At 36.9% G+C, this 26,603-nt stretch carries 25 protein-coding genes and 5 tRNA genes; 26 read left to right on the top strand and 4 right to left on the bottom strand.

Annotation, left to right across the window (positions count from 1 at the left end; translation table 11 throughout):
• Nucleotides 1-288 precede the first annotated feature (288 nt).
• Nucleotides 289-1,023, top strand: coding sequence for a peptidylprolyl isomerase (locus ACJMLO_RS09090; protein WP_405296057.1), 735 nt, complete (start codon nt 289-291; stop codon nt 1,021-1,023).
• A 63-nt stretch (nt 1,024-1,086) separates the two neighbouring features.
• The gene (locus ACJMLO_RS09095; protein ID WP_405296059.1) at nt 1,087-2,364 is read left to right on the top strand and encodes a dicarboxylate/amino acid:cation symporter; all 1,278 of its coding nucleotides are present in this window, start codon (nt 1,087-1,089) and stop codon (nt 2,362-2,364) included.
• 4 nt (nt 2,365-2,368) lie between these two features.
• Here the strand turns inward: ACJMLO_RS09095 and ACJMLO_RS09100 are convergent, their stop codons facing one another.
• The gene (locus tag ACJMLO_RS09100; protein WP_405296061.1) at nt 2,369-2,860 is read right to left on the bottom strand and encodes a fumarate hydratase C-terminal domain-containing protein; all 492 of its coding nucleotides are present in this window, start codon (nt 2,858-2,860) and stop codon (nt 2,369-2,371) included.
• Between the two features lie 134 nt (nt 2,861-2,994).
• Here ACJMLO_RS09100 and ACJMLO_RS09105 point away from each other — a divergent pair, with 134 nt between their 5' ends.
• Genes ACJMLO_RS09105 through sucC form a run of 5 tightly spaced genes read left to right on the top strand, consistent with a single transcriptional unit; the run spans nt 2,995 to nt 6,931 of the window.
• Nucleotides 2,995-3,255, top strand: coding sequence for a ferredoxin family protein (locus tag ACJMLO_RS09105; RefSeq protein ID WP_405296063.1), 261 nt, complete (start codon nt 2,995-2,997; stop codon nt 3,253-3,255).
• Nucleotides 3,256-3,264: 9 nt separating this feature from the next.
• A complete protein-coding gene (locus ACJMLO_RS09110) occupies nt 3,265-4,392 on the top strand; it encodes a 2-oxoacid:acceptor oxidoreductase subunit alpha (protein WP_405296065.1) in 1,128 nt (375 codons plus the stop codon).
• 1 nt (nt 4,393) lies between these two features.
• A complete protein-coding gene (locus ACJMLO_RS09115; RefSeq protein ID WP_405296067.1) occupies nt 4,394-5,254 on the top strand; it encodes a 2-oxoacid:ferredoxin oxidoreductase subunit beta in 861 nt (286 codons plus the stop codon).
• A 9-nt stretch (nt 5,255-5,263) separates the two neighbouring features.
• Nucleotides 5,264-5,812, top strand: coding sequence for a 2-oxoacid:ferredoxin oxidoreductase subunit gamma (locus tag ACJMLO_RS09120; protein WP_405296068.1), 549 nt, complete (start codon nt 5,264-5,266; stop codon nt 5,810-5,812).
• A gap of 9 nt (nt 5,813-5,821) precedes the next feature.
• Nucleotides 5,822-6,931, top strand: a complete 1,110-nt coding sequence (gene sucC, locus ACJMLO_RS09125; RefSeq protein ID WP_405296070.1) for an ADP-forming succinate--CoA ligase subunit beta — start codon at nt 5,822-5,824, stop codon at nt 6,929-6,931.
• 54 nt (nt 6,932-6,985) lie between these two features.
• Here sucC and twy1 read toward each other — a convergent pair whose 3' ends face one another.
• On the bottom strand, nt 6,986-7,903 hold the full coding sequence (twy1, locus tag ACJMLO_RS09130) for a 4-demethylwyosine synthase TYW1 (protein ID WP_405296072.1): 918 nt from the start codon (nt 7,901-7,903) through the stop codon (nt 6,986-6,988).
• Between the two features lie 131 nt (nt 7,904-8,034).
• Here twy1 and ACJMLO_RS09135 point away from each other — a divergent pair, with 131 nt between their 5' ends.
• Genes ACJMLO_RS09135 through ACJMLO_RS09150 form a run of 4 tightly spaced genes read left to right on the top strand, consistent with a single transcriptional unit; the run spans nt 8,035 to nt 11,724 of the window.
• Complete coding sequence (locus ACJMLO_RS09135; protein ID WP_405296074.1) at nt 8,035-8,904, top strand: hypothetical protein; 870 nt, start codon at nt 8,035-8,037, stop codon at nt 8,902-8,904.
• A gap of 1 nt (nt 8,905) precedes the next feature.
• Nucleotides 8,906-9,796 (top strand): DNA-methyltransferase, encoded by an 891-nt coding sequence (locus ACJMLO_RS09140; protein WP_405296076.1) that lies wholly within the window; start codon nt 8,906-8,908, stop codon nt 9,794-9,796.
• Nucleotides 9,797-9,828: 32 nt separating this feature from the next.
• Entirely contained in the window at nt 9,829-10,497 is a 669-nt protein-coding gene (gene tpiA / locus ACJMLO_RS09145; protein ID WP_405296078.1) for a triose-phosphate isomerase, read from the top strand.
• A 9-nt stretch (nt 10,498-10,506) separates the two neighbouring features.
• Nucleotides 10,507-11,724, top strand: a complete 1,218-nt coding sequence (locus ACJMLO_RS09150) for a phosphoglycerate kinase (protein ID WP_405296080.1) — start codon at nt 10,507-10,509, stop codon at nt 11,722-11,724.
• On the opposite strand, the gene thiE is transcribed toward ACJMLO_RS09150, so the two are convergent.
• Nucleotides 11,721-12,341 (bottom strand): thiamine phosphate synthase, encoded by a 621-nt coding sequence (gene thiE, locus ACJMLO_RS09155; protein ID WP_405296082.1) that lies wholly within the window; start codon nt 12,339-12,341, stop codon nt 11,721-11,723. The genes ACJMLO_RS09150 and thiE overlap by 4 nt on opposite strands.
• Complete coding sequence (gene thiM / locus ACJMLO_RS09160) at nt 12,338-13,204, bottom strand: hydroxyethylthiazole kinase (RefSeq protein WP_405296084.1); 867 nt, start codon at nt 13,202-13,204, stop codon at nt 12,338-12,340. The genes thiE and thiM overlap by 4 nt, the downstream gene beginning before the upstream one ends.
• A gap of 116 nt (nt 13,205-13,320) precedes the next feature.
• Here thiM and ACJMLO_RS09165 point away from each other — a divergent pair.
• The 15 genes from ACJMLO_RS09165 to ACJMLO_RS09235 all read left to right on the top strand — a co-directional run.
• Nucleotides 13,321-13,394: transfer RNA gene (locus ACJMLO_RS09165), tRNA-Thr, on the top strand.
• A gap of 114 nt (nt 13,395-13,508) precedes the next feature.
• Nucleotides 13,509-13,583 (top strand) — tRNA-Pro (locus ACJMLO_RS09170).
• 4 nt (nt 13,584-13,587) lie between these two features.
• A tRNA-Tyr gene (locus ACJMLO_RS09175) sits at nt 13,588-13,661 on the top strand.
• A 123-nt stretch (nt 13,662-13,784) separates the two neighbouring features.
• A tRNA-Asp gene (locus ACJMLO_RS09180) sits at nt 13,785-13,856 on the top strand.
• Between the two features lie 30 nt (nt 13,857-13,886).
• Nucleotides 13,887-13,960: transfer RNA gene (locus ACJMLO_RS09185), tRNA-Lys, on the top strand.
• Nucleotides 13,961-14,002: 42 nt separating this feature from the next.
• Nucleotides 14,003-14,236: a DNA-directed RNA polymerase subunit H gene (locus ACJMLO_RS09190; RefSeq protein ID WP_405296086.1), complete on the top strand. Its 234-nt coding sequence runs from the start codon at nt 14,003-14,005 to the stop codon at nt 14,234-14,236.
• Nucleotides 14,237-14,473: 237 nt separating this feature from the next.
• Nucleotides 14,474-16,018, top strand: a complete 1,545-nt coding sequence (locus ACJMLO_RS09195; RefSeq protein WP_405296088.1) for a DNA-directed RNA polymerase subunit B'' — start codon at nt 14,474-14,476, stop codon at nt 16,016-16,018.
• Nucleotides 16,019-16,027: 9 nt separating this feature from the next.
• Nucleotides 16,028-18,346: a DNA-directed RNA polymerase subunit B gene (gene rpoB, locus ACJMLO_RS09200; protein ID WP_405296090.1), complete on the top strand. Its 2,319-nt coding sequence runs from the start codon at nt 16,028-16,030 to the stop codon at nt 18,344-18,346.
• Nucleotides 18,347-18,371: 25 nt separating this feature from the next.
• Complete coding sequence (locus ACJMLO_RS09205) at nt 18,372-21,170, top strand: DNA-directed RNA polymerase subunit A' (protein ID WP_405296092.1); 2,799 nt, start codon at nt 18,372-18,374, stop codon at nt 21,168-21,170.
• A gap of 8 nt (nt 21,171-21,178) precedes the next feature.
• On the top strand, nt 21,179-22,369 hold the full coding sequence (gene rpoA2 / locus ACJMLO_RS09210) for a DNA-directed RNA polymerase subunit A'' (protein WP_405296094.1): 1,191 nt from the start codon (nt 21,179-21,181) through the stop codon (nt 22,367-22,369).
• 8 nt (nt 22,370-22,377) lie between these two features.
• Nucleotides 22,378-22,677: a 50S ribosomal protein L30e gene (locus tag ACJMLO_RS09215; protein ID WP_405296096.1), complete on the top strand. Its 300-nt coding sequence runs from the start codon at nt 22,378-22,380 to the stop codon at nt 22,675-22,677.
• Between the two features lie 6 nt (nt 22,678-22,683).
• Nucleotides 22,684-23,115 (top strand): NusA-like transcription termination signal-binding factor, encoded by a 432-nt coding sequence (locus ACJMLO_RS09220; RefSeq protein ID WP_405296098.1) that lies wholly within the window; start codon nt 22,684-22,686, stop codon nt 23,113-23,115.
• Between the two features lie 333 nt (nt 23,116-23,448).
• Nucleotides 23,449-23,874, top strand: a complete 426-nt coding sequence (locus tag ACJMLO_RS09225; RefSeq protein WP_067044341.1) for a 30S ribosomal protein S12 — start codon at nt 23,449-23,451, stop codon at nt 23,872-23,874.
• Between the two features lie 13 nt (nt 23,875-23,887).
• Nucleotides 23,888-24,448 (top strand): 30S ribosomal protein S7, encoded by a 561-nt coding sequence (locus tag ACJMLO_RS09230; RefSeq protein ID WP_405296100.1) that lies wholly within the window; start codon nt 23,888-23,890, stop codon nt 24,446-24,448.
• Nucleotides 24,449-24,476: 28 nt separating this feature from the next.
• On the top strand, nt 24,477-26,603 hold a 2,127-nt coding region (locus tag ACJMLO_RS09235), incomplete at its 3' end, for an elongation factor EF-2 (RefSeq protein WP_405296102.1).

Consider the following 26,603-nt stretch of genomic DNA (forward strand, 5'->3'; position numbering starts at 1 on the left):
TATTTATTCTTTTCAATAATTACTTATTGTTCTTTTTATTAATAAAAATTTTGATTCTCTGTCCAACAGAAGTATAACAATGTTATTAAAATCATTGAAAATTTAAAATTCTGGAAAAAACTACTTAAGTTTCGGTGCATGACTTCCAACAGTATAATTTATAAAGTAAAAAGAACATAATTATTTATTGTATAATTAGTGTGAAGAGAAAGTTGTTGATATTTCCACTAATACTAATGTTATATTTATTAACAATTATTTTAATCAAAATTATTAGGAGTTAATATTATGGCTATAGATAACGGAGATTTTGTTAGAGTAAACTTTACTGGTAAAATTAAAGACACAGATGACGTATTTGATACTACTTATGATGAAATTGCACAAGAAGCTGGAATATTTGATGAAAACAAAACCTACAAGGCAATTCCTATTGTTGTAGGTGGAAACCACTTATTGCCTGCAATCGAAGAAGCAATCATCGGATTGGATGAAGGAGACAAAAAAACTATTGAAGTGGATTCCGAAAATGCATTCGGTCCTAGGGATCCTTCCTTAATTCAATTAGTGCCTATGAGAGAATTCAAAAAACAAGGCATGACTCCTGTTCAAGGTATGAGAATCCAATCTGAAGGTGCAACCGGTAAAATCCTAACCGTAAACGGTGGAAGAGTAAAAGTTGACTTCAACCACGAATTGGCTGGAAGAGACTTGGTTTATGATGTTGAAGTGACAGAAATAATCGATGATGAAGAGGAAAAAATCAAAAGCATGATTGAGTTACACTACTCCAATCCTAATGTTGACATTGATAAAACCGAAATCGACATTGTCGATGGCGTTGCAAACATCAAATTGGATGAAATGTCCAAATTCGACCAACAATCCTACATGGACATTACCTTTGCAAGATTCAGAATCGCTAAAGACATATGGGATAACATCGAAGAGATTACCAAAGTCAATTTCGTAGATGCATTCGAGAAAAAAGAAGAAACTGAAGATGAAGAAGACGAAGAATAGTCTTCTTTTTTTAACTTTTTTTTACAAAAATTATTTTAGATATTTCATACAAAACTATTTTTGATGTTGGCCAAACTAAAGAGGATAAGTCTAGGTAATTGGATATTAATAGGAATGCTTCTAGGGGCATTCGTTGGTTTATTTTTAAATTTCTATGTTTCAAACACATTTATTAAAAATGTAATTCTGGTTGATAATGTTTTCTACTTGGGCGGAAACTTATTTATCAAATTATTGAAAATGCTTGTTGTGCCGCTTGTCTTCTGTTCGATTGTTGTTGGTGTGTCATCAATTTCTGATATACGCAAAATCGGTACAATCGGAGGGCGAACAATATTTATTTACCTAATAACAACTGCTCTGGCAGTTACTATTGCTCTGGGCATAGGCATTTTGATTAAACCCGGTTTAGGTTTAAATATGGCCGGATTGGGTCAAGCTTCAAATGTCACTATGAATCAGACCATGACTGACACTCTTTTAAACATAGTGCCGGACAATCCATTCACTTCACTGGCCAACGGAGACATGCTGCCTCTGATTTTATTTGGCATATTGGTGGGTATTATTTTAGCCAAACTGAAGCAGGAAACCCAATTGATTAATGACATTTTCACTCAGGGAAATAAGATCATGATGGAAATGACTTCAATTGTTATGAAATTCGCTCCTATTGGGGTGTTCTGTCTTATGGCCAGGACATTTGCGGGACTTGGATTTGAGGGCATGCTTCCACTGGGAAAATATATCCTATGTGTTCTCATCGGTTTGGCCATTCAGGCATTTGTTGTTTATCCATCGCTTCTTGTATTGTTCACACGGCTCAATCCAATTCACTTCTTTAAAAGGTTCATATCAGTGATGTTTTTCGCATTTTCATCTTCAACATCAAATGCTACAATTCCATTGAACATGGAAAGCCTGGAGGAAATGGGTGTTTCAAGAGAGGTTTCATCATTTACCATACCTTTGGGTGCCACAATCAATATGGACGGCACTGCAATCATGCAGGGGGTTGCCGTCATGTTTGCTGCCCAGGCATACGGTATTGATTTGGGAACTTCTGCACTTTTAACAGTAATTTTCACAGCGGTATTGGCTTCAATCGGAACAGCGGGAGTTCCTTCAGTGGGACTCGTAACATTGACTATGGTGTTCAATTCAGTAGGTCTGCCTGTAGCCGCAATAGGAATAATCTTTGGAATAGATCATATCCTGGACATGTTCAGAACGGCGGTTAACGTTACCGGTGATGCAATATGTACATTGATTGTATCATTTAAAAATAAGTCTCTTGATGTTGATTTGTTCAATGAAAAGAAGCCGTTTAAGAAAACGTGACAAATCAGATTCTTTTTTTGCCCTGGACTGCAACAATTCCAGGAATTTCTTTTACTTTTAATTCATACATCGCTTCCATGCCTTCATTTTCAAAAAGAACGCATTTTTTTTCTAGGACCTTGCTTGTAAGCAATGCCGCAACGGGAGGGGTAATCACAAAAATGGAATTGTTTTCATCTAGGCTGTTGACGCTTTCATCGCTTAACCTTCCTTTTCCGATATGAATTTTAACTCCGTTCTTGCTCAAAACGGGGATTGATGATTCAATTTCAACCTTGCTGCTTGTGGTTGGAGCAATGCCTGCATCGCTGAATGCAGTATGCATGATTGCCGAACCCTTCAAATCAAAAGGAACTTCATCATTTTCAATCAATTCGACAAGTTGGGGAAGTGCAGCATCTCGGCCGGTGTAGATTGTTCCTGAAATAGTGATTTGATCACCGACTTTCAGGCCATTTATGTCTTCATCACTGATTGGCGTAGTCAAATTCTTCATAGTAATTATTTTATTTTAATTTTTAATAAACTTTCTAATTTGTCATAATTTCGCATAAGATATTTAAATGTTTATCAACATAAATAATATACATTCTATATTTATTTATCATAAATAAATGAGGAGATTTTAAATTGATTATTATTGATGAAAATTTGTGTAAAGGATGTCATCTTTGCTTATTCATGTGTTATAAGAATGTATATGCAATATCTCCTGATGTCAATAAAAAAGGGGTTCAATTACCATATGTGAAATTCGAAGAGCGATGCACTAAATGTGGTACCTGTGAAGTTGCATGTCCTGACCAGGCAATAACAGTGGATTTGCCTGAAAACTGGTGGATGAAAGAAGATGTTAACTTTAATCCGTTATTCACAAGGAAGGAAAAGTAGGTGTATAATATGGCTGAAGAATTTTTTATTCAAGGAAATGAGGCATGCGCAAAAGGGGCGATAGCTGCAGGCTGCAGATTCTTTGCAGGTTATCCTATCACTCCATCCACAGAAGTTGCAGAAACTTTAGCTCGTGAATTGCCGAAAGTAGGGGGTTCATTCGTTCAAATGGAAGATGAAATTGCATCTGCTGGAGCCATCATTGGAGGTTCATGGGGAGGAGCCAAATCAATGACAGCAACTTCCGGTCCGGGTATTTCATTAATGCAGGAAAATATAGGTTACGCATTCATGAGCGAAACTCCAATCGTTGTTGTTGATGTTCAGAGGGGTTCTCCTTCAACTGCTCAACCAACTATGGCTGCACAGGGTGATATGATGCAGGCCCGTTGGGGATCCCATGGTGATTATGAACCTATTGCATTGTCTCCATCAAGCGTTCAGGAATTTTTTGACTTTACAATTAAGGCATTCAACTTGGCGGAAGAGTACAGATGCCCGGTATTTGTCATGGCTGATGAAGTTATAGGACATATGAGAGAAAAAATCATTGTAGAAGATAATATTGAAATCGTTGCAAGAAAAAGGCCTGAAAAAACTGACGATTATTTGCCGTTTGAAAATATTGAAAACGGAACCACTCCGATGCCGGCATTCGGTGACGGGTTCAATATTCATGTAACCGGACTTACTCACGATGAAAGAGGTTATCCGGATACCAATAATCCTGAAACTCATGACAAGCTTGTTCAAAGGATTTGTGATAAGGTTTTAAAAAATAAGGATAAAATCTGCTCTGTCAAATCTGAAAACTGTGAAGATGCTGACATCATTATTATTTCATATGGTGCTCCTGTCAGGTCTGCCGTTGAAGCGGTAAACAGGGCAAGAGCCAATAATCAGAAAATAGGATATATCAAAATAGACACTCCATGGCCGTTCCCTGATGAACAGATAAAGGAAATTGCTGAAAACGCCAGTGACGTAATTGTCGTTGAAATGAATTTGGGTCAGATGTATTATGAAGTTGATAGGGTACTTAAGGATACTGATGTTCATTTGATGGGAGTCATTGGAGGTTTATTGCCAACTCCTGATGAAATTTTAGAAGAGATTGATAAGATAGGAGGAAACTAACATGTCTGAAAATAAAAATAGATTTCTCCCATATTTAAGAGAGGACAGGCTGCCTCATATTTTCTGTCCGGGCTGTGGAAATGGTGCAATCATCAATGCATTTCTTGCAGCTATGGAAAAAGCTGATATGGACTTTGACAATATTGCAATGGTTTCCGGAATAGGATGTTCTTCAAGAATTCCGGGTTATTTGAAATGCGATTCTCTTCATACTACTCATGGAAGAGCGTTAAGTTTTGCAACAGGTTTGAAAACAGCAAATAAGGACCTGGATGTTGTTGTATTTACCGGTGATGGTGATGCCGCATCCATTGGAGGAAATCATTTAATTCATGCGGCCAGAAGAAATATTAATCTGACCGTTATTTGTATCAATAATAATATTTATGGGATGACTGGTGGTCAAATCAGTCCTACTTCTCCTAAAGGCAGTTTTGGAACAACTGCGCCTTATGGTAATTTGGACGCTCCATTTAAATTGGCTGAACTTGTTGCAGCTGCAGGTGCCACTTATTCTGCAAGATGGACAACAGTTCAGATGGAAAACCTAGTATTGTCCATTAAAGACGGATTGAAAAATGATGGTTTTTCATTTATTGAAGTTGCAACCCAATGTCCAACTTACTTTGGCCGTAAAAACAAACTCAGAACTCCTACTGCAATGGCTGCAGTAATGAAAGCCAATACTGTATTTAAATCTGCTGCAGATAGGATGAATGCAAAAGAACTGGAAGGTAAAATTGTTGTTGGTGAATTTGCTAACACTCAAAGAGACGAATTTACCGAAAACCTTGAAAAAATTAGTGTGGAAAAATCTGGTAAGAAAACTCTTATCAATTCTGCATATGAATCAGAATTATAGGTGGATAATATGAGAACTGAAATTAGAATTTGCGGATTCGGGGGTCAGGGAATAATTCTTGCAGGAATTATTTTAGGTAAATCAGCAAGTCTTTTTGATGAAAAGGAAGCTGTCCAAACCCAATCTTATGGTCCGGAAGCTCGTGGTGGAGCTTCCAAGTGTGAAGTTGTAATTAGCGACACCGAAGTTGACTATCCGAAGGTTCAAAATCCGGATATTTTAGTGGCAATGTCCAACGAGGCTTTGCTCAAATATATTGTTGATTTGAAAGATAATGGAACTTTAATAGTTGATCCTGGAACAACTGACGTCGAGGACGTTAAGGATTTTGTTGAAGAGCATAACATTAAGGTTTATGAAGCTCCAGCAACCAAAACAGCTACTGATGAAATTGGGCTTAAAATTGTAGCTAACATTGTCATGGTTGGAGCAATTACAAAAATTACTAAAGTGATATCCAAACAAGCGGCTATAAATGCTATTGAAGCCAGTGTTCCTAAAGGTACAGAGGAAAAGAATATTAAAGCTTTCGAAGCGGGATATGCTTTAGCAGAATAGGTGTATATAATGAGATTTTTTGAAAATATAGCAAAACAAATTTTTAATCAAGAAGGAATTCCGATTTTAGAAGGCCATGTTGCTTATTCTCCGGAAGAGGCAATGTCCATTTGCTCAGAAATGGATGTTCCGGTTGTTGTCAAAGCACAGGTTTTAACTGGGGGCAGAGGTAAAGCAGGCGGTGTGAAATTTGCCAACAACCCTGGTGAAGCGCTAAAAGTGGCCGATGAAATTTTAGGAATGGAAATTAAAGATGAAAAGGTAAAACATCTTTTGATTGAAGAAAAAGCAGAAATATTTAACGAGTACTTTGTCACCGTATCCATTGATAGAGGTGCGAGAAGGCCAGTAATTCTTGCCAGTAAGGAAGGAGGGGTTGAAATTGAAAACTTGGCCAAAACCAACCCTGAAAAAATCATTAAATATTATCCTAATCCTTTGATTGAATTTTTACCATATGAGGCACGTGAAATCGCACGCAAGATGGGTGTCGAATCAGAATTGATTTCATCAATGGGAGACATAATATGGAAACTGTACAATGTGTTTGAAAAGTATGATGCAGATACTGCTGAGATAAATCCATTGGTATTGACTCCTAACGGTTTGATTGCTGCTGATGCTAAGCTTGTCATTGAAAACGATTCCCTATTCAGACATCAGGACCTGGTTGAAAGGCTCCACTATAAGAAAAAAGCAGTGGACTTTGTTCAGTTGGATGGAGATATTGCCGTTATCGGTAATGGTGCAGGTTTAACCTTGACCGCAATGGACATGATTAAGCTCAATGGTGGAGAACCGGCAACATTTCTTGATATTGGTGGAGGAGCATCTGAAAACATTATCAATCAGGCTTTAAACATTGTTCTCAACTATGATCCTGTCAAAGTAGTTTTCCTTAATGTTTTGGGAGGTATCACCAAAGCCGATGATGTCGCTCGCGGAGTTATCAAAGCGCTGGAAAATGTTGAAAGGGATGTGCCTATTGTAATTAGATTGACCGGAACCAATGAGGAAGAAGGTCAAAGAATCTTGGATGAAGCCGGAATTTCATATGAAACTTCAATGGAAAAGGCGGCTAAAAAAGCTGTTGAACTCTGTAAAGAAGTCAAGGCTTAAAAATAATTTGCTATAAAAAATCAATACACAAAAGGGTTAAATGTATCTGGAAATTCACTCGAGCAATACGACTCGACTAACTTCAGATTCATTAACTAACTCTTTACCGCATGCATCACCAATTTTTGAAGCGAAATCTTTAACTTCGTCAAATGTCGGCATGTTGGCCATGGTTAGTCTTTCACGTGATGACCCGACACACATATATGCCTTCACTTCAACGTAATCCGGATCGGCTTTTTTTATCAGTTTCGCATACTCTTCAGGATTTTCCATATTCCTTCCCTTAACGCAGGTGTTTCTTATACATGTACGTGAGTTGAAACTGGCTAATGTTTCAAGGGATTCATTTAAATTGCTCCATGCATCATTTATTCGAGGTCGGCATACGTCTTCAAATATTTTCTTTGAAGGTGCATCCAAGGAAAGGTATAACTGGTAGGGATCGTTTTCGAGATTGCGCAGTCTCTCAACGCACTGGCCATTGCTTACAACAAATGTCGTAAAGTCACGGCGGTTGAACTCTCCAATCAGCTCATCGATTTTTGGATAAAGGGTCGGTTCGCCTGCAAGGGATATTGCGGCATTTGTCGGATGTTTCATCTCTTCTAATTTTTTCTTGTTTGCCTTTGCATTTCCATAAAAACCGCACAGAAGGTTATTTTGAGCCTTTATGGCTTCGTCAACTATGACTTTCGGTTCATCATAGTCTTCATCTTGCCAGCTGGTTTGGGTGTATGTTAAATCTCTCCAGCAGAATTCACATTCCTGCTGACAATTCGGAACGGCAGGGGACATCTGAAGGCATCTGTGGGATTTTATTCCATAGAATTTCTCCTTATAGCATACTCCCTTATCTGATATGCTCTGTCTTGTCCAATGGCATGTCTTAACAGCGGCATGACCATGTTTTCCTACAAATCTATATCCGCTTTTTTCCAGTTTTTCGATTTGGCTTTCAGTAAATGACATAAAATCAAATTTATTTTTAGTTTTGCTAATATATACATTTTTATATGTGCAAATCAATATTGATTTTATTGAACAATATTTACTTAATTTGATTTAATCTATTTATATGTTTAAATTCAATATGTATTGTTATGAGATTATGGAGTAAAAATCAGGAAAAAATATTTTTTGATAAATCAGTAAATTTTGCATCCCACAAACAGCTGTTCTATAAGACTGATGACGGGAGATATGTTGCATATTGGCCGAAGGGATATTCGGGTTCAAAATCAACCCTTCAGGGCAGAAATTCTTTGATTGGAAAATTTACCGAAGATTGGGTTTGCAATCTGCTCAATCATATTCTTGAAGACACGGACTTGCACGTTGTTCAACAGGCCCAAATACCTTCAATTGGAATATCACATAGGTCACCGGCAGATATTGTCCTTTCCGATGTAGACAGGAAAATATTGATGCCTGAAGATGTCAAATTGATTTTTGAGGTTAAAATGTCGATTGTCTGGAATTGGGAATATGATGCGGACACAGCACACATCAGGGAAATTGGAGATTACCGGACCCATCAGGGACGTCCAAGCTTTACCCGTTCGGATTCCATTTTAAAGGCAATCGGAAAATGCATAGACATTAGGGTCTCCAACGTTAAGGCATCTAAAATTCCGTTAATTGTTTTGGGCAATGCCCCATTATCCAATGGATTTTGTAAAAAAGCGGATTTTTTAAAGAGTGCAGGAATTATTCAGGGTTTCTGGTCCATTAATCCTTTTCCCCTTAATCATGGAAACACAAGAAAAAGAAGCCATAATGATGGGTTCATTCGCATGGACAATATTAATGAGTTAAATATTACTTTGAACCAATTATTTAAACAGGATTTAAATTTTTTCTCAGGAATGGAAAATCCAAAAAAGCTGGGTCAATTAATTGAAATGGCTAATTGGGAAAACAATTATGAAAACAAGGGATTGAAATTTCTAAATCTCTTAAAGGGGTCTTAATTTGGCAAGAAAAACTCAAACAAAATCATTTGGCTCTGTAGTGCGTGAGTCTCACAGTTCAAAAAAGTTTTACAGTTCAAAGCTATTTGATGAATTCAGGTTACCAAAGAATATTGAATATAAAGAGAATAAAGTTCCGGAAAATGTGCGGAATAAATTTTATTGCAAATCCAGCGAAATTATGGATGAAATACCGGATGACAGCATTCATCTGATGATTACTTCCCCTCCTTATAATGTTGGAAAGGAATACGATGACGATTTGTCTTTGGATGAATATTTGGGGCTGTTGACTAATGTTTTTGGCGAAGTTTACAAAAAGTTGGTTACCGGAGGCAGGGCATGCATAAATATTGCAAATATCGGAAGAAAACCCTATATTCCCCTTCATGCGATGATAATTGAAATCATGTTGGATTTGGGATTTTTGATGCGCGGGGAAATTATCTGGGATAAGTCTGCCAGTGCGGGAGGGTCCTGCGCTTGGGGAAGCTGGATGTCGGCGTCAAATCCAGTTTTAAGGGATTATCATGAATATATTTTGGTTTTCTCTAAGGAGTCATATTCAAAAAACAGGAATCAAACTAAAAAGGACACGATTGAACGGGATGAATTTATTGAGTGGACACGAAGTGTCTGGACATTTCCTGCGGTCAATGCTAAAAAGATTGGTCATCCCGCTCCATTTCCAGTTGAACTGCCCCATAGATTAATCAATTTGTATAGTTATGAGGGGGATGTTGTTCTGGACCCTTTCTGTGGCAGTGGGACAACGGCAATAGCATGCATCCAAAATAAACGGAATTATATATGTTATGATATCAATCAGGAGTATATTGATTTGTCAAAAACACGAATTTCTAGTCAAAAATTTATTAATAATGTTGAATAAATAATTAATTATAAAGTTATTGTGGGATTATTATGGATACTCCAATTGTAATATTGAACTATAAAACTTATTTGGAATCAAGTGGTTTAAATGCTTTAGAACTTGCACATGACTTGGAAAGTGCTGCCAGTGAATCTGGAATCACTATGGTTGCAGCTCCTCAAGCAGCAGACATTTACAGAATTAGTGAAGAAACTTCACTTCCTATTTTTGCTCAACACATCGATCCCGTATCTCCAGGAGGCCATACAGGATCTAGTTTAATCAACACTCTAATTGATGCGGGCATTAGCGGTACTTTAATTAATCATTCAGAGCAGAGAATGAAACTTGCGGATATTGATGAAGTTGTAAAAATGTGTAAGGCAAATGACATTGAATCATGTGTATGTACCAATAATATTGAGACTTCAAAGGCAATTGCTACATTATCACCAACTGCAGTTGCTGTCGAACCGCCGGAACTTATCGGTACTGGAATTCCCGTATCCCAAGCACAACCTGAAGTTGTTGAAGACACAGTAAAAGAAGTAAAGGCAATTAATAAAAAAGTTAAAGTTTTGTGCGGTGCAGGAATAACAACCGGTGATGATATGAAGGCCGCTATGGATTTGGGTGCGGATGGAGTATTGCTTGCATCTGGAATTATTAAGGCCGAAAGTCCAAAGGATGCTTTGCTTGATTTGGTAAGTAAATTATAGAGTGAGAAAATGGTTAAAGAATTTAATACAATTGATGATTTTGATGTTGAAGATAAAACAGTGCTTGTAAGAATTGACATTAATTCTCCGGTTGATCCAAGTTCAGGGATTATTTTGGATGATACTAGATTGAAATTACATGCCCAGACTGTTAAGGAGTTATCCAACAAAGGTGCAAAAGTTGTACTTCTTGCCCACCAGTCTCGTCCGGGCAAAAAGGATTTTTCAACTTTAGCGCAGCATGCTGAAGCATTATCAGATATCCTTAACTTGAGAGTAAAATATGTCGATTCATTATTTTCCAACTCTGCAAAAGATGCAATCAAATCACTAAGGCCTCATGAAATTCTTTTACTGGAGAATGTAAGATTTTTTTCAGAAGAAACCCTTTCAAGAACACCGTTGGAGCAATCTAAGACCCATCTTGTAACTCAATTGTCCCCATTAATTGATTATTATGTTAATGATGCATTTGCAGCAGCACACCGTTCTCAAGCATCATTAGTCGGTTTTACCGTAAACACTCCTTCTGCTGCTGGAAGAGTAATGGAAAAAGAATTAACCGTAATTCAGGATGCGCTTGACAATGTGGAACATCCATGCGTATTTTTGCTTGGTGGAATGAAACCTGATGATTCCATTGATGTTATGGAAAATGTGTTAAGTAATGGAACTGCGGATTCCATTTTGACAACCGGTATTGTTGGAAACATCGTTTTATGGGCATCTGGTGCCGACATCGGAGAAGTGAATAAGAAATTCATCATCGCTAAGGGATATGAAGATATGGTCGCCAAGTCTAAAGAATTGATTGACAGATTTGGTGATAAGGTAAAGTATCCTATTGATGTGGCATGTGAAATTAATGGAGAGAGGGTGGATATTGACAGTACAGAAATTCCAAATGAATCTATTTTTGATATTGGTGTAAAAACCATTGATTTTTATGCAAGAGAAATAAGGGATGCAAAATATATTTTTGCCAATGGTCCTGCCGGTGTATTTGAAGATCCTAAATTTGCAATGGGTACAGAAGATTTAATTAATGCTATGGCAAACTCTCAGGGTTTCTCACTTATTGGCGGTGGGCACATTGCGGCCGCTACTGCAGGCCTTGGTTTGGAAGACCAGATGAGTCACTTAAGCAGTGGTGGTGGAGCTTGTATCAGTATGCTTGCAGGTAAAGAATTGGCTGCTGTTGAAGCTTTAAAAAATAGTAAAGATTAGCTATTAAAAATATTTAATAGCTTTTCTGCAGATTTTTTTGGATTATCGGAACTCATTATTGCGCTAACGACAGATAATCCTTTAATTCCAGTGTCACTTAATTCTGATGCATTGTCCAAGTTAATTCCTCCAATTGCTACAACTGGAATGTTTATGGAATCTACAATTTCTTTTAAGTCTTTTTTTGTTATTTTTGGTGCATCATCCTTGGTTGCAGTTGGAAATATTGCTCCGGTTCCAATATAATCGGCACCATCATTTTCAGCCTTTTTGGCTTCCTCAATGGTGGCGGCTGAAACTCCTACGATTTTATCAGAACCAACTAATTTTCTGGTTACCTCACAGGGCATATCCGATTGTCCGACATGCACCCCATCAGCATCAATTGCCAGGGCAATATCGACTCTGTCATTAATTATTAAAGGCACGCCGTATTTTGTAGTAATTTCCTTAACTTTCAAAGATAAGTTATAAAAGTCAAGGGTATCTGCGGTTTTTTCTCTAATCTGAACTACGCTAACTCCGCCTTTAATTGCTTCTTCAATGGTTTTCAGGAATTTTTCCACATCCTCACTTTCATCAGTGACAAGATATAGGGATAAATCAATGTTATTCATAGTAATCTAATGTTTGCTTTGCTAATTAATGTTTCGCTATCAGTTTTATAGAGATAATCAATTAAATATGCTCTAAATGAACCTGTTCCTTCATCTCTTTCGTCGACTTTTGCTCTTGCCTTTTCACCAGCAATATTCATTGCTAAAATTGCTATAAGGCTTCCATCAAATGGGTTGGATCCTCCGATACAACTTCCAACAATGGATGATAACATACAGCCGCTTCCAGTAATCAGAGGCATCATATCATCTCCATTGTCAATAACGACAGTTGTTTTACCATCACTCAATATGTCTAACGGCCCACTTGCTAAAATGACGGTATTTAATTTATCAGCAAGTTCACAAATTAAATCTCCATTGGCTTTCAGATTCCCTTCTGTAATGATGTCATCAGCATTAACGTCAACACCTTTGGCGGTGTTGCTTTCATCTAAAACACCAACTAGTTTGGCAATCGCTTTTATTTCACTGATATTTCCTCTTATTGCTGTGATGTCATAGTTGTTAATTAAATCAAGGGTTGTTTTGTTTCTAAGTTCGGTTACTCCAACTCCTACGGGATCTAAAACAATTGGAGTGTTTGTGTCATTTGCAGTCTTTGAACTTATTTTCATTGCTTTTATTTGATCTTTACTTAATTTTCCTATGTTTATTACAAGCACATCAGCTATTGTGACAACTTCTTCAAGTTCCTCTACATCTTCTGCCATGAATGGTGATCCACCAATTGCAAGAACTGCATTTGCACAATCATTTATTGTCACTGAATTTGTAATACAATGGGTCAAAGCATTTTTCTTTTTAATCTTGTTCAGATTTTCATCAATTTTATTCAATAGATTACTTTCACTATTTGTCATAATTATTAATTATAATTTTTTGATATTTATAATTTTAATTGAAATTAGGTGAATTATCGTAAAGTATTTAAATGACTTATAATAAAATTTATATTGTTGCACAATATTATCATGAAGCCTCGGTGGCTCAGTCTGGTAGAGCGCGAGACTTGTAATCTCGTGGTCGCGGGTTCAATTCCCGTCCGGGGCTTTTAATTTATGATGTTTTTATAAATTTTTGGGATATTATTGTTATTATAGAAATATTTATATACTGGTAAATGAATATTATTATTAGTATGTTATCTACATGCATTGTGTATGTGGGTCCGTAGGGTAGCTTGGTCGATCCTTTGGGCTTTGGGAGCCTGAGACTCCGGTTCAAATCCGGGCGGACCCATTATCCCGCCTTAGCTCAATTTGGCAGAGCGTTGGACTGTAGATCCAAATGTTGCTGGTTCAAGTCCGGCAGGCGGGATTTCTCAATTTATTTATTTGAAGTCATATATGTTTTTTTATAAATATTGTGATTTTTCCACAACATTTATATATGATGAAAATTATATTAATTGATAGTGTATAATTACTATTTAGCGGATATGCCCTGGTGGTGTAGGGGCTATCATGTGGGCCTGTCGAGCCCGCGACTCGGGTTCAAATCCCGGCCAGGGCGCTCATATCTAAAATAGTATATTTATCTTATAGGCCTGTAGCTCAGTCTGGCAGAGCGCTTGGCTTTTAACCAAGCGGCCGCGGGTTCAATTCCCGTCAGGCCTGTTCTAATTTTATATTTTAAGTTTTCTATTTGGAGGAAAAAATTTGAAAATTGATATTCAAGACCATATGCTAGTACCGAAGCATGAAATCATGACTGAAGAAGAAATTTCAGATGAATTTAGTGAAGCGGATTATGATTTTAATGACCTTCCTAAGATTAAATCTAAAGATCCAGTCGTGAAAGCTATTGGTGCGGAACCTGGAAATGTTTTAAGAATTACTCGTGAAAGTCAAACTGCGGGAGTTTTTGTAACTTATAGGATTGTAGAAGATTAATATAAATTTAGAGTTTGTGAAATTTAATATAGTATAATTTCTGTATTTTTTTGTTTTTTAGAAATTCATTATAATAAATTTGAACTTAGTTTGAGAGGAATTATCTTAAAGGAGATAGTTAGGAGTAAATTAAGAATAATGATTAAATGAATTAGTAGGTTAGGAGTTTTCCTAATTGGTGTTTTATTTTTATTTAGTTAATTATTTTTATTGCGTTACGTAATGTGGAGGATGTCCATGACAGAGAATAACTGGAAATTAGTTGATGCATTTTTTGACAAATATGATTTGGTGGATCACCATATTAAGTCCTACAATGATTTTGTGAACAATAGAATTCAGAATATCATTGATATTACAGAACCTATCACTTTGGATGATGGCAAATACACTTTAAAAACTGGTAAAGTACGTATTGAAAAGCCATCTAATAAAGAGGCTGACGGTTCTCGTAGTGAAATTGATCCAACTGAAGCAAGACTTAGAAATTTAAATTATTCCGCAGACATGTACCTTGAAATGGCATTAAATGAAGACGGAGAAGAAAATGAATTAGAAGAAGTATATATTGGTGAATTGCCAGTTATGCTTAAATCCGACATTTGTCATCTCAATGGACTTAATGCAGAAGAATTAATGGAAAAACATGAAGACCCTCAAGATTTGGGAGGATACTTTATTGTGAACGGTTCTGAAAGGGCTGTTGTTACAATGGAAGAAATTGCTCCAAACAAAATCATTCTTGAACGTCTTGATGAACCTGAAGACAGACATGCAAAAGCTGTTGTTACCTCTATTAAAAGTGGTTTCAGGGCAAGAATTACTTTAGAATATAAAAAACCTCGTAAGAATGGTGTATTTTTAAGGATTTCATTCCCTTACCTTCCAGGAGAAATTCCATTAGTTATTTTATTAAGGGCTCTTGGATTGGCTACAGATGAAGAAATCATCACTGCTATTTCTGATGATAACAATTTCCAAATGATGATTGCAGACGATTTACAAGTTTCCGACGAATCATTAAAATTAGATCAAAAAGAAATGGCTGAAATGTCATATGATGAAAGAAGAGATTACTTGCAGCTCGCAGCTATCAAGTATATCGGTAATAGAGTAGCTAAAAATATGCCTAAAGATTATCGTTTAAAACGTGCTAAAGATGTCGTAAATCGTTATTTATTGCCTCATATGGGTACTGAAGAAGATAGATGCTATGATAAAGCGATTTACTTGGCTGAAATGACTGAAATGCTACTTGAAGTAATTGAACAAAAAAGAGAACCTCACGATAAGGATCACTATACCAACAAAAGACTCAGAGTTTCTGGAGATTTAATGGAAGATTTATTCAGAGTCGCTTTTACAAACTTAACCAGAGATATGAGTTATCAGCTTGAAAGAAGTCTTTCTCGTGGTAAAGAACTTTCAATCAAACAGGCGGTTCGTAGTGATGTTTTAACTGAAAACATAAAACATGCTATTGCTACCGGAAACTGGGTTGGTGGAAGAGCAGGGGTTAGCCAATTATTAGACAGAACTAGTTATATGGGAACTCTTTCTCACTTAAGGCGTGTTGTATCTCCGTTGACCAGAAGTCAACCTCACTTTGAAGCAAGAGATTTGCACCCAACTCAATTTGGTAAAATCTGTCCAAACGAAACTCCGGAAGGACCAAACTGTGGTCTAGTAAAGAATTTAGCTTTAATGTGTAATATTTCCGAAGGTTCCGATGAACAGGAAATTATTGATGTTATTGAAACTATGGATGTTGAATTGATTTAAGGAGGTGAAATGTTGTCTAATAATATTAAAAAACCTAGTACTGAAGAAAGAAAGGCATTTTATTATTTTGGTTTCGAGGCTATCGTTCCATATAATGATGTCATTGCAAGGATTAATGAATTAAAATCAATTTCTGAAGATGATGATAAACTTTCACAAAGAGTTAATGAACATGCCGAGTTCATTGAATCATATTTCGACACTGAAGAAATGAAAACTGACGATTCAATTTATGAAGATTTTAATAAAGATAAACGTAGAAAAAAATGGCAATCATATACAAAAGATTTCCCAGGTTTCGTATTTTCAGGCAAATCAGATTCTGAAGAGGAACTTGTTGATGCTGTTGAACCTGTCGAAACCGCTGGTGCTGAAATTGAACCTGCTGATGAAGTTGAAGATGCAGGTGAAGCGGAACCTGCTGATGAAGTTGAAGATGCCGGTGAAGTTGAGCCTGCAGATAAAGACGATGTTAAAATAGAACTTCCTCCTAAACCAGTTAAACCTCATGAACCTATTAAACCTAATCAGACTAAAATTTACATTAATGGGGAACTTTTAGGTTATTGTGATGACCCTGTAAATTTCACAAATGAAATGAGGGAAAAAAGAAGAAACGGTGAAGTTTCTTATGAAATGAACATTACTTTTTACGAAGATAATAATGAAATTTATATTTTCAATGATCCAGGAAGGGCAAGAAGACCATTAATCATAGTTAAAGAGGGAGAACCTCTCTTAAAAGAAGAACATTTAAGTAAAATAGCTAACGGTAAACTTAAGTGGGATGATTTAATCGAAATGGGTCTTGTTGAATATTTGGATGCTGAGGAAGAAGAAAATTCATATATTTCAATGAGTTTGGCGGAGTTAAATGAAGACCATACTCACTTGGAAATAGATCCTGCCACAATGCTTGGTATCTGTGCTGGAATCATTCCATTTTCAGACCATAACTCTTCCCCAAGGAACACTATGGAAGCGGGTATGACAAAACAAGCTTTAGGATTATATGTTTCTAACTACGCATTACGTACCGATACTAGGGCACATTTATTGCATCATCCTCAAACTCCTATTGTTAAAACCCGTATCATTGATTCAACTAATTATGACTTAAGACCATCAGGTCAAAACTTTGTCGTGGCTTTAATGTCTTATGAAGGATATAACATGGAAGACGCAATGGTTATCAACAAAGGTTCACTCGAAAGGGGTCTTGCAAGATCATCTTTCTTTAGGGCTTATGATACTTCTGAGAAAAGGTATGCAGGAGGTCAAGTGGATAAATTCGAAGTGCCTGACAAAAACATTAAGGGATACAGGTCAGAAGAGGCCTACAGAAACCTGGATGAAGATGGTGTTGTCAATCCTGAATCAGAAGTTCAATCCGGTGATGTATTAATCGGTAAAACTTCTCCGCCAAGATTTTTGGAAGAGGACTTTGGAACTGTTGCCGATAGAAGAAGAGAAACTTCTGTTACCGTAAGACATGGTGAAAAGGGTATTGTTGATGCAGTTCTTTTATCTGAAACCGTTGAAGGTTCAAGATTAGCAAAAATTAGAGTAAGAGATACCAGACAACCTGAATTTGGTGATAAATTCGCATCAAGACATGGTCAGAAAGGGGTTGTCGGTTTAATTTTATCTCCTGAAGATGTTCCATTTACAGAATTTGGTGTTGTACCTGATTTAATAGTTAATCCTCACGCTATTCCATCCAGGATGTCTATTGGACAGGTATTGGAAATGGTTGCAGGTAAAGCAGGTTGTCTTGAAGGGGAACGTGTAGATGCAACTCCATTCAATCAAACACTTGAAGGGGAAATCAAACAGCAGCTCATTAATAATGGATTTGAATCTGCAGGATGTGAATCATTATACAGTGGTGTAACCGGTGAAAGATTGGATGCCGAAATATTTGTAGGTGTTGCATATTATCAAAAATTACATCACATGACAACCGATAAGGTTTATGCTCGTTCAAGAGGTCCGGTACAAGTACTTACACGTCAACCTACAGAAGGTAGGGCACGTGAAGGTGGTTTAAGATTTGGGGAAATGGAAAGAGATTGTCTTATTGCACACGGTGCAGCATTAACCCTCAAAGAAAGACTTCTTGATGAATCAGATAAATATGAAGCGATTGTTTGTGAAAACTGTGGTATGTTAGCAGTATTCGATAAAAACAAAAATAAGAAATACTGCCCTATCTGTGGAGATGTGGAAACATATCCGGTTGAAATTTCATACGCATTTAAATTATTATTAGACGAACTTAAGAGTTTATGTATTTTCCCTAAATTAGTTTTAGGAGACAAAGCATAATTACAGTTATAAAGGAGCCAATACATTGAAAGGATTTATAAAGAAAATTGAAAAAATCAACTTTGGGCTAATGTCTCCTGAAGATATTCGTTCTATGTCTGTTGTGACTGTTGAAACTCCTGATACCTATGAGGATGATGGGTTCCCTATTGAAAAAGGTTTAATGGACCCTCGTTTAGGTGTTATTGACCCAAGTTTAGTATGTAGGACTTGTGGTTTCAGAGGAGGGGACTGTCAAGGACATTTCGGTAGCATTGAACTTGCAAGGCCAGTAATTCACATTGGTTTTGGTGACGTCATTCACAAGATTTTACGTTCCACCTGTAATGAGTGTGGCCGTGTTCTTTTAAACGATGAACAAATCGAGTATTTCACTGAAAAAATTCATGAAGCTATGAATGGCCGTGAAAGTTTAAACGCTATCTTGAAGGAAGTTTATAAAGTTGCTAAAAGGGAATTAAAAACCATGCCTGAAGATGACGAAGAAGTTGATCCTAAATATTGCTGCCCTCATTGTGGTGCACCTCAGGAAGCAATTCTTTTAGACAAGCCAGTAACTATTCGTCAAGGGGATTATAAATTGACCGCTTCTGAGGTCCGTGAAAGACTTGAAAAAATCACTGATGAGGATTCCTTTGTTTTAGGAGTAAACCCTGAAGTTGCAAGACCTGAATGGTTAGTATTGACTGTACTTCCTGTTCCTCCTGTAACCGTAAGACCTTCAATTACTTTGGATACCGGTGAGAGATCAGAAGATGACTTAACTCACAAATTGGTTGATATCTTACGTATCAATCAACGTTTGCTTGAAAACATGGAGGCCGGTGCTCCTCAACTAATCGTTGAAGACTTATGGGAATTATTGCAATATCACGTTACCACTTACTTTGATAATGAAGCCAGCGGTGTTCCGCCTGCAAGACATAGGTCAGGAAGACCTCTAAAAACCTTAACCCAAAGGTTAAAAGGTAAAGAAGGACGTTTCCGTTCCAACTTATCCGGTAAACGTGTAAACTTCTCAGCACGTACCGTAATTTCTCCAGACCCAAACATCAGTATCAATGAGGTCGGTGTTCCGGAAATGATTGCAAAAGAAGTAACCGTACCGGTATATGTAAACGAATGGAACATTGAAGAAATGAAAAAATACATCATTAATGGTCCTGACGTTCACCCTGGCGCAAACTATGTAATCAGAAAAGACGGAAGGAAAATCAGAGTTCGCAATGAAGAAACCATCGAGTTAATTCTTGAGCAATTGGAACCTGGTTTCATTATTGAAAGACACTTGAAAGATGGGGACATGGTTTTATTCAACCGTCAACCATCATTGCACAGAATGAGTATGATGGCACATGAAGTAAGGGTACTTCCTTACAAAACTTTCAGATTAAACCTCTGTGTCTGCCCTCCATACAATGCGGATTTCGATGGGGACGAAATGAACATGCACGTATTCCAAACCGATGAATCAAGAGCGGAAGCAAAATCATTGATGCGTGTACAGGAACACATCCTATCCCCAAGGTTCGGAGGACCGATTATCGGTGCTATTCACGACCACATTAGTGGAGCATACTTGTTAACCCGTGACGGTGTCGAATTCACAGAAGAACAAGCTTTACAAATTATCAGAAAATCCCACCTTAAATTACCTGAATTCAAAGGTGGCCAATGGGTTTTAAAAACTGAACATGATTTAAAGCCTGATTCTGATGTGTCTTCAGATATTGAAGAATCATATATCTATAAAGATAAGGGCGCCATGTGGACAGGTAAGGAATTGTTCTCATTATTATTACCAAATGATTTAAACTTATCCTACAGTGCTGAAATATCCAAATGTCCTGTTGTATATCCTGCTGAAGATGCAACTGTCGTTATCAAAAACGGTCTTTTAGTACAGGGTGTAATAGATGAATCAGCTTACGGTTCATTCTCAGGTAAAATCTTGGATAAAATCGTTAAGGAATACGGTCCTGGAAGAGCAAAAGAATTCTTAGACAGATCAACTGACCTTGCAATCTGCGGAATCATGAAAACAGGTATTACCACATCCTTGAATGATGAGGAAATTCCTGAAGAGGCTCAAGACCGTATTAATGAGCACCTAGAGAAAAAGATGGAAGAAGTAGACAAACTTGTAGAAGCATACGAAGAAGGATACCTCCAAGCATTGCCGGGCAGAAGTCTTGAAGAGACTTTAGAGATGAAAATCATGCAGGTTCTCGGGGAAGCTAGGGACATGTCCGGTAGCATTGCTGAAAACTACCTCACTATGGGTAAGCAATCAGATGACGACCCATATGAACATGTAATGGCAGTTGAAAACCACTCTGTAGTAATGGCACGTACTGGTGCAAGGGCATCAATGTTGAACCTTACTCAGATTACTGCTTGTGTAGGACAACAAGCGGTTAGGGGTGGACGTATCGAAAGAGGATACCTAAACCGTACATTGCCTCACTTCAAAAAAGGTGAGTTAGGGGCAAAAGCGAAAGGATTTGTACACTCAAGTTACAAATCAGGACTTGACCCAATCGAGTTCTTCTTCCACGCAATGGGAGGAAGGGAAGGTCTTGTAGATACAGCGATTCGTACCGCACAATCCGGATACATGCAAAGAAGACTCGTAAACGCACTACAAGATTTACAAGTTAAACCATCCGGACTCGTTACTGACAATCAGGGTAATGTTATCCAAACCATGTTTGGTGAAGATGGTGTGGATCCTGCAAAATCAGACTTTGGTAAACCGGCTGATTTAAACAAACTTATAGATGAAATAAGAATGGAAGACAATATATCTCAGGAAGGTAAGTAGGTGTAACTATGGATGATATTGAAATTAAAGTAATTGATACTATTACTAAACTTAATGATGAAGAAAATTTGGATATTGATTTTCCAGAAAGTTATATCGAAGATTTATCTAAAGCTTATGTTAAAGAAGAGTTGAGTGATGACGAACTCGCAGAACTCATCAGGAAACTCAAACTTGCCTATGACCGAGCTCACGTTGAAGCTGGCGAGGCTGTTGGAACAGTAGCTGCACAATCTGTAGGTGAACCTGGTACCCAGATGACCATGCGTACTTTTCACTATGCAGGGGTAACTGAGTTAAACGTAACATTAGGTCTTCCAAGGCTTATTGAAATTGTTGATGCAAGAAAAGAAATTGCTACTCCTACCATGGATATCTATTTTGATGAGGAAAGACGCAATGATGAAGAATTTGTCAGAACTTTAGCTAACCAGATTGGTAAAAGTACTATAAACGATATTCTTTCCGATTTCAATCTGAATTATGGAACCATGGAAGTTGAAGCAGTTTTGGATTCTAAAAAAATAGAAGAAAAAAGACTTGATAGGGAAGAAATCAATGCGGCTATTGAAAAGGCTTTCAAAAAAGCCGTCATCAATGGCGATAAAATTGTTATCCCTTCTTCAAAATCTGATAAATCTGATTCCAAATTTGAAATTCGTGAACTTCGTCTTTTGGCGGATAAAGTTCGTGACTTGCAAATCAGTGGTATAAAAGGTATCGGTAAGGTCATTATCCGTAAGGATGATGTTGAATGGATTATCCATACTGAAGGATCAAATCTTAAGGAAATCCTTGATATGGACGGTATCGACCACGTCAGAACCACAACTAACAACATTCATGAAATCGGTGAAGTTTTAGGTATTGAAGCCGCTCGTCAATCAATCATTAACGAGGCTCAAAACACCCTTTCAGAACAGGGTCTTAGTGTAGATGTAAGACACATCATGTTAGTTGCAGATATCATGACCTCAGAGGGTACTGTAAAATCTATCGGAAGACATGGTATCAGTGGTGAAAAATCAAGTGTATTAGCTCGTGCAGCTTTTGAAGAAACTGGTAAACATTTGCTTCATGCAAGTATCCGTGGTGAAGTTGATGATTTAACAGGTATCATCGAAAATATTATTATTGGACAACCAATACCTCTTGGTACCGGATCTGTCGGTGTCAAAATGGATTATAAAAATGAATAGGAGGCTAGATGATGGACGTAGATAGAGGAATCAGGGTTGCTGTTGACACTGGTGATGTGACATTAGGCTCTGAAAAATCAATTCAATCTTTAAAATTAGGAAAAGGTCAGCTCGTTGTAGTTGCTGCTAACGCTCCTAAAGAAATTCTTGAAGATGTTGAATATTATGCAAATCTTTCCGAAATTCCATCCTTTGTATACGATGGAAGTAGTGTAGATTTGGGTTCTGTTTGTGGTAAACCATTTACTGTTGCTACATTAATCGTAAACGATCCAGGAGATTCTACAATATTAGACGATTTGAGGTAGATTTAAGTGTCTATTAAATTCAGTGCAAATGAAATCAGATTCATAGCTCTTTTCGAAAATATGACTGGAGCAATGGTTAAAGATTGCATTATCGATGATGAACATGGAAAAGTCACTTTTGTTGTTAAAAACGGTGACATGGGACTTGCAATAGGTAAAGGCGGAAGTTCCGTATCTAAAGTTCAAAGGGCAGTTGATAAAGGTATTGAAATTGTAGAATTAGACGAAGATCCTATACAATTTATTAAAAATTGTTTATCTCCTGCTAAGTTACAATCTGTTAAAATCTCTCAAAAGCAATCAGGCGAGAAAATAGCTATTGTTACAGCAGACAATACCAATAAACGTATAGCTATCGGTAAAAATGGAATCAATATCGAAAGAGCTAAATTATTAGTTGATAGACAACATAATATTGACAATATTATTTTAAAATAGCTTTCGGGCTATTTTTTAATTTTTATTTTTCATTTGTTTTTTTAAAAAAACTTTTTTTATTTTATTTTCATGCTAAAAATGAATACCTTTATAAAGGTGAATATATATAAATTATCATAAGATATCTGCACTTTTTGAAACATGACTATGTGTGCTTTTTGTCAATGTTTGAATTTTATTTCAAGATATCTTCTTTTAGATAAATTATTTTATCTAATTAATTATTATTACTGATTAATATCTTAGAATTTAGATTGTACTATAGGTTATAGTATAAATCGCAGCGGTGGATTCTTAGATACGCTTTTAACAAAAAGATTAGAGGAATAAAATATGCCAGGACTTTTTGCTGCAAAAAAACTTAAAAAGAATAGACAAAATTTTAAGTGGAAAGATGTAGATTACAAAAGAAGAGCTTTAAGATTAGATGTTAAAGCGGATCCTTTAGAAGGAGCTCCTCAAGCAAGAGGAATTGTAATCGAAAAAGTAGGGATAGAAGCAAAGCAACCTAACTCTGCTATTCGTAAATGTGTACGTGTTCAATTAATTAAAAACGGTAAACAATTAACTGCTTTCGCACCAGGTGACGGAGCTATTGGTTTTATCGATGAACACGATGAAGTGATGATTGAAGGAATCGGTGGACCATCCGGAAGATCCATGGGAGATATTCCTGGGGTTCGTTGGAAAGTTTCCAAAGTAAATAACGTAGCTTTATCAGAAATGGTAAGTGGAAAAATAGAAAAACCTGTAAGATAAGGTGGTTAAGTTTATGAGTAAATTATTTGATAAATGGGATCTCGATGAAGTAAAAGTTGAGGACTTAGGTTTAGTAAAATATATCTGCTTAGATGAAACTTTAGTTCCACATACTTCTGGAAGACACGTAAAAAGACAATTCGCAAAATCTAAAGTATCCATTGTCGAAAGATTAATGAACAAAATCATGAGAACCCATCTCAACTCCGGTAAGAAAAATAAAGCTTACAATATTGTTAAAGATGCTTTAGACATTATTAATAAAAGAACTAAAAAGAACCCTGTTCAAGTTTTAGTAACTGCAGTTGAAAACACTGCACCTCGTGAAGAAACTACTCGTATCAAATACGGAGGTATCGGATACCAAGTGGCTGTGGACATTTCCCCACAAAGAAGAGTAGACCTTTCATTAGGATTCTTAACCAGAGGTACTTTACAATCTTCATTCAAAAACAGAAAATCTGTTGCTGAATGTTTAGCTGAAGAATTAATTCTTGCTTCTGAAGAAGATTCAAGAAGTTTTGCTTTACAAAAAGCTGAAGAGAAAGAAAGAGTTGCTAAAGCAGCACACTAATCATATAATATTTATTTAGGTGGTTATTTTGAGTAGAAGAGACAAAATGATTGCAAAAATCAAAGAATTGATGTATGAACCTGAACAAATCAGAAACATTGGTATCTGTGCTCACATCGATCACGGTAAAACCACTTTGTCTGATAACCTTCTTGCAGGTGCGGGAATGATTTCCGAAGAACTTGCTGGTGACCAAAGATTCTTGGATTTTGACGAACAAGAACAAGCTCGTGGTATTACTATTGATGCAGCTAACGTATCTATGGTACACGATTACAAAGAAAAAGAATATTTGATTAACTTAATCGATACTCCAGGTCACGTTGACTTTGGTGGGGACGTAACTCGTGCAATGAGAGCTGTAGATGGTGCAGTGGTTGTTGTTTGTGCTGTAGAAGGTATTATGCCTCAAACTGAAACAGTATTCAGACAAGCATTAAAAGAAAATGTAAAACCTGTATTATTCATCAACAAAGTTGACAGATTAATCAACGAGTTAAAGTTAGAACCTGAAGAGTTACAAAACAGATTCTTGAAAATCTTCATGGAAGCTAACAAATTAATCAAAAATATGGCTCCTGAAGACAAAAAGGATGAGTGGAAATTAGATTTCACTGACGGTAGTGTAGCATTCGGTTCAGCATACCACAACTGGGCTATCAATGTTCCAACCATGCAAGAAACTGGAATCAACTTTAAAGATATTATTGATTACTGTAATGCTGAAAATGAAAAAGAATTAGCTCAAAAAGTACCTTTATCTGATGTATTATTAGGTATGGTAGTGGAACACTTACCTTCCCCTAAAGTTGCTCAGGAATACAGGGTACCTAACATTTGGGACGGAGAAATCGATTCTCCTGCTGGTGAATGTATGATTAATACCTCTCCTGACGGACCTTTAGCTGTAATGGTTACCAACGTATCTGTAGATAAACACGCTGGTGAAATCGCTACCGGTAGGGTTTACGGTGGAGCTATTGAAAAAGGTACAGAAGTATATCTTGTTGGATCTCACGGTAAATCCAGAGTACAACAAGTAGGTGTATACTTCGGTCCTGAAAGAGTTAACACTGACAAAGTTCCTGCTGGAAACATCGTATATGTAGCCGGTGCAAAAGGAGCTATTGCAGGTGAAACCTTATGTTCTCCTGAACACAAAATCAAAGAGTTCGAAGGATTAGAACACATTTCAGAACCTGTAGTTACCGTTGCTGTAGAAGCTAAAAATACTAAAGACTTACCAAAATTAATTGAAGTATTAAGACAAACAGGTAAGGAAGACCCAACAGTCAAAATCGATATTAACGAAGAAACCGGTGAACACTTAGTATCCGGTATGGGTGAACTTCACTTGGAAGTTATCGGTTACAGAATCAACGATAAAGGTGTGGACATCACCACATCCGAACCTATTGTTGTATACAGAGAAACCGTAAAACAATTATCTCCACAAGTTGAAGGTAAATCCCCTAACAAACATAACAGATTCTACATTACTGTTGAACCTATCGAACCTGAACTTTACGCAGCAATCCAAGAAGGAGACATTAAAGAAGGTAGAGTTAAAGGTAAAGAAGCGGCTGCTGACTTTATGGAACATGGTTTGGATAAAGAAGAAGCCAGAAGAGTATGGTCTGTTCACAATAGAAGTATTTTCCTTAACATGACTCGTGGTATTCAATACCTGGATGAAGTTAAAGAATTATTACTTGAAGGTTTCGAATCCACTTTACAAAAAGGTCCTTTAGGTGAAGAAATCTCCATGGGATTAAAATTCAAACTCCATGATGCAAAACTTCACGAAGACGCAGTTCACAGAGGACCTGCACAAGTATTGCCTGCTATCAGAAACGCTATCTTAGGTTCCATGATGCTTGCTGAACCTTCATTACTTGAACCAATGCAAAAAGTAGTTATTGACACTCCTAATGATTACATGGGTGCATGTACTCGTGAAATCCAAAACAGAAGAGGTCAAATTGTTGACATGGGTCAGGAAGGAGATATGGCAAGAATCGAATCCAAAGTTCCTGTAGCAGAAATGTTCGGTTTCGCTGGTGATATCAGATCTGCAGCAGAAGGTAGATGTTTATGGTCTACTGAAATTGCAGGATTTGAACCACTCCCACGTGAGATGCAAAGTCAAATCGTG

Source organism: Methanobrevibacter sp., assembly GCF_045120835.1.
Lineage (GTDB): Archaea > Methanobacteriota > Methanobacteria > Methanobacteriales > Methanobacteriaceae > Methanocatella.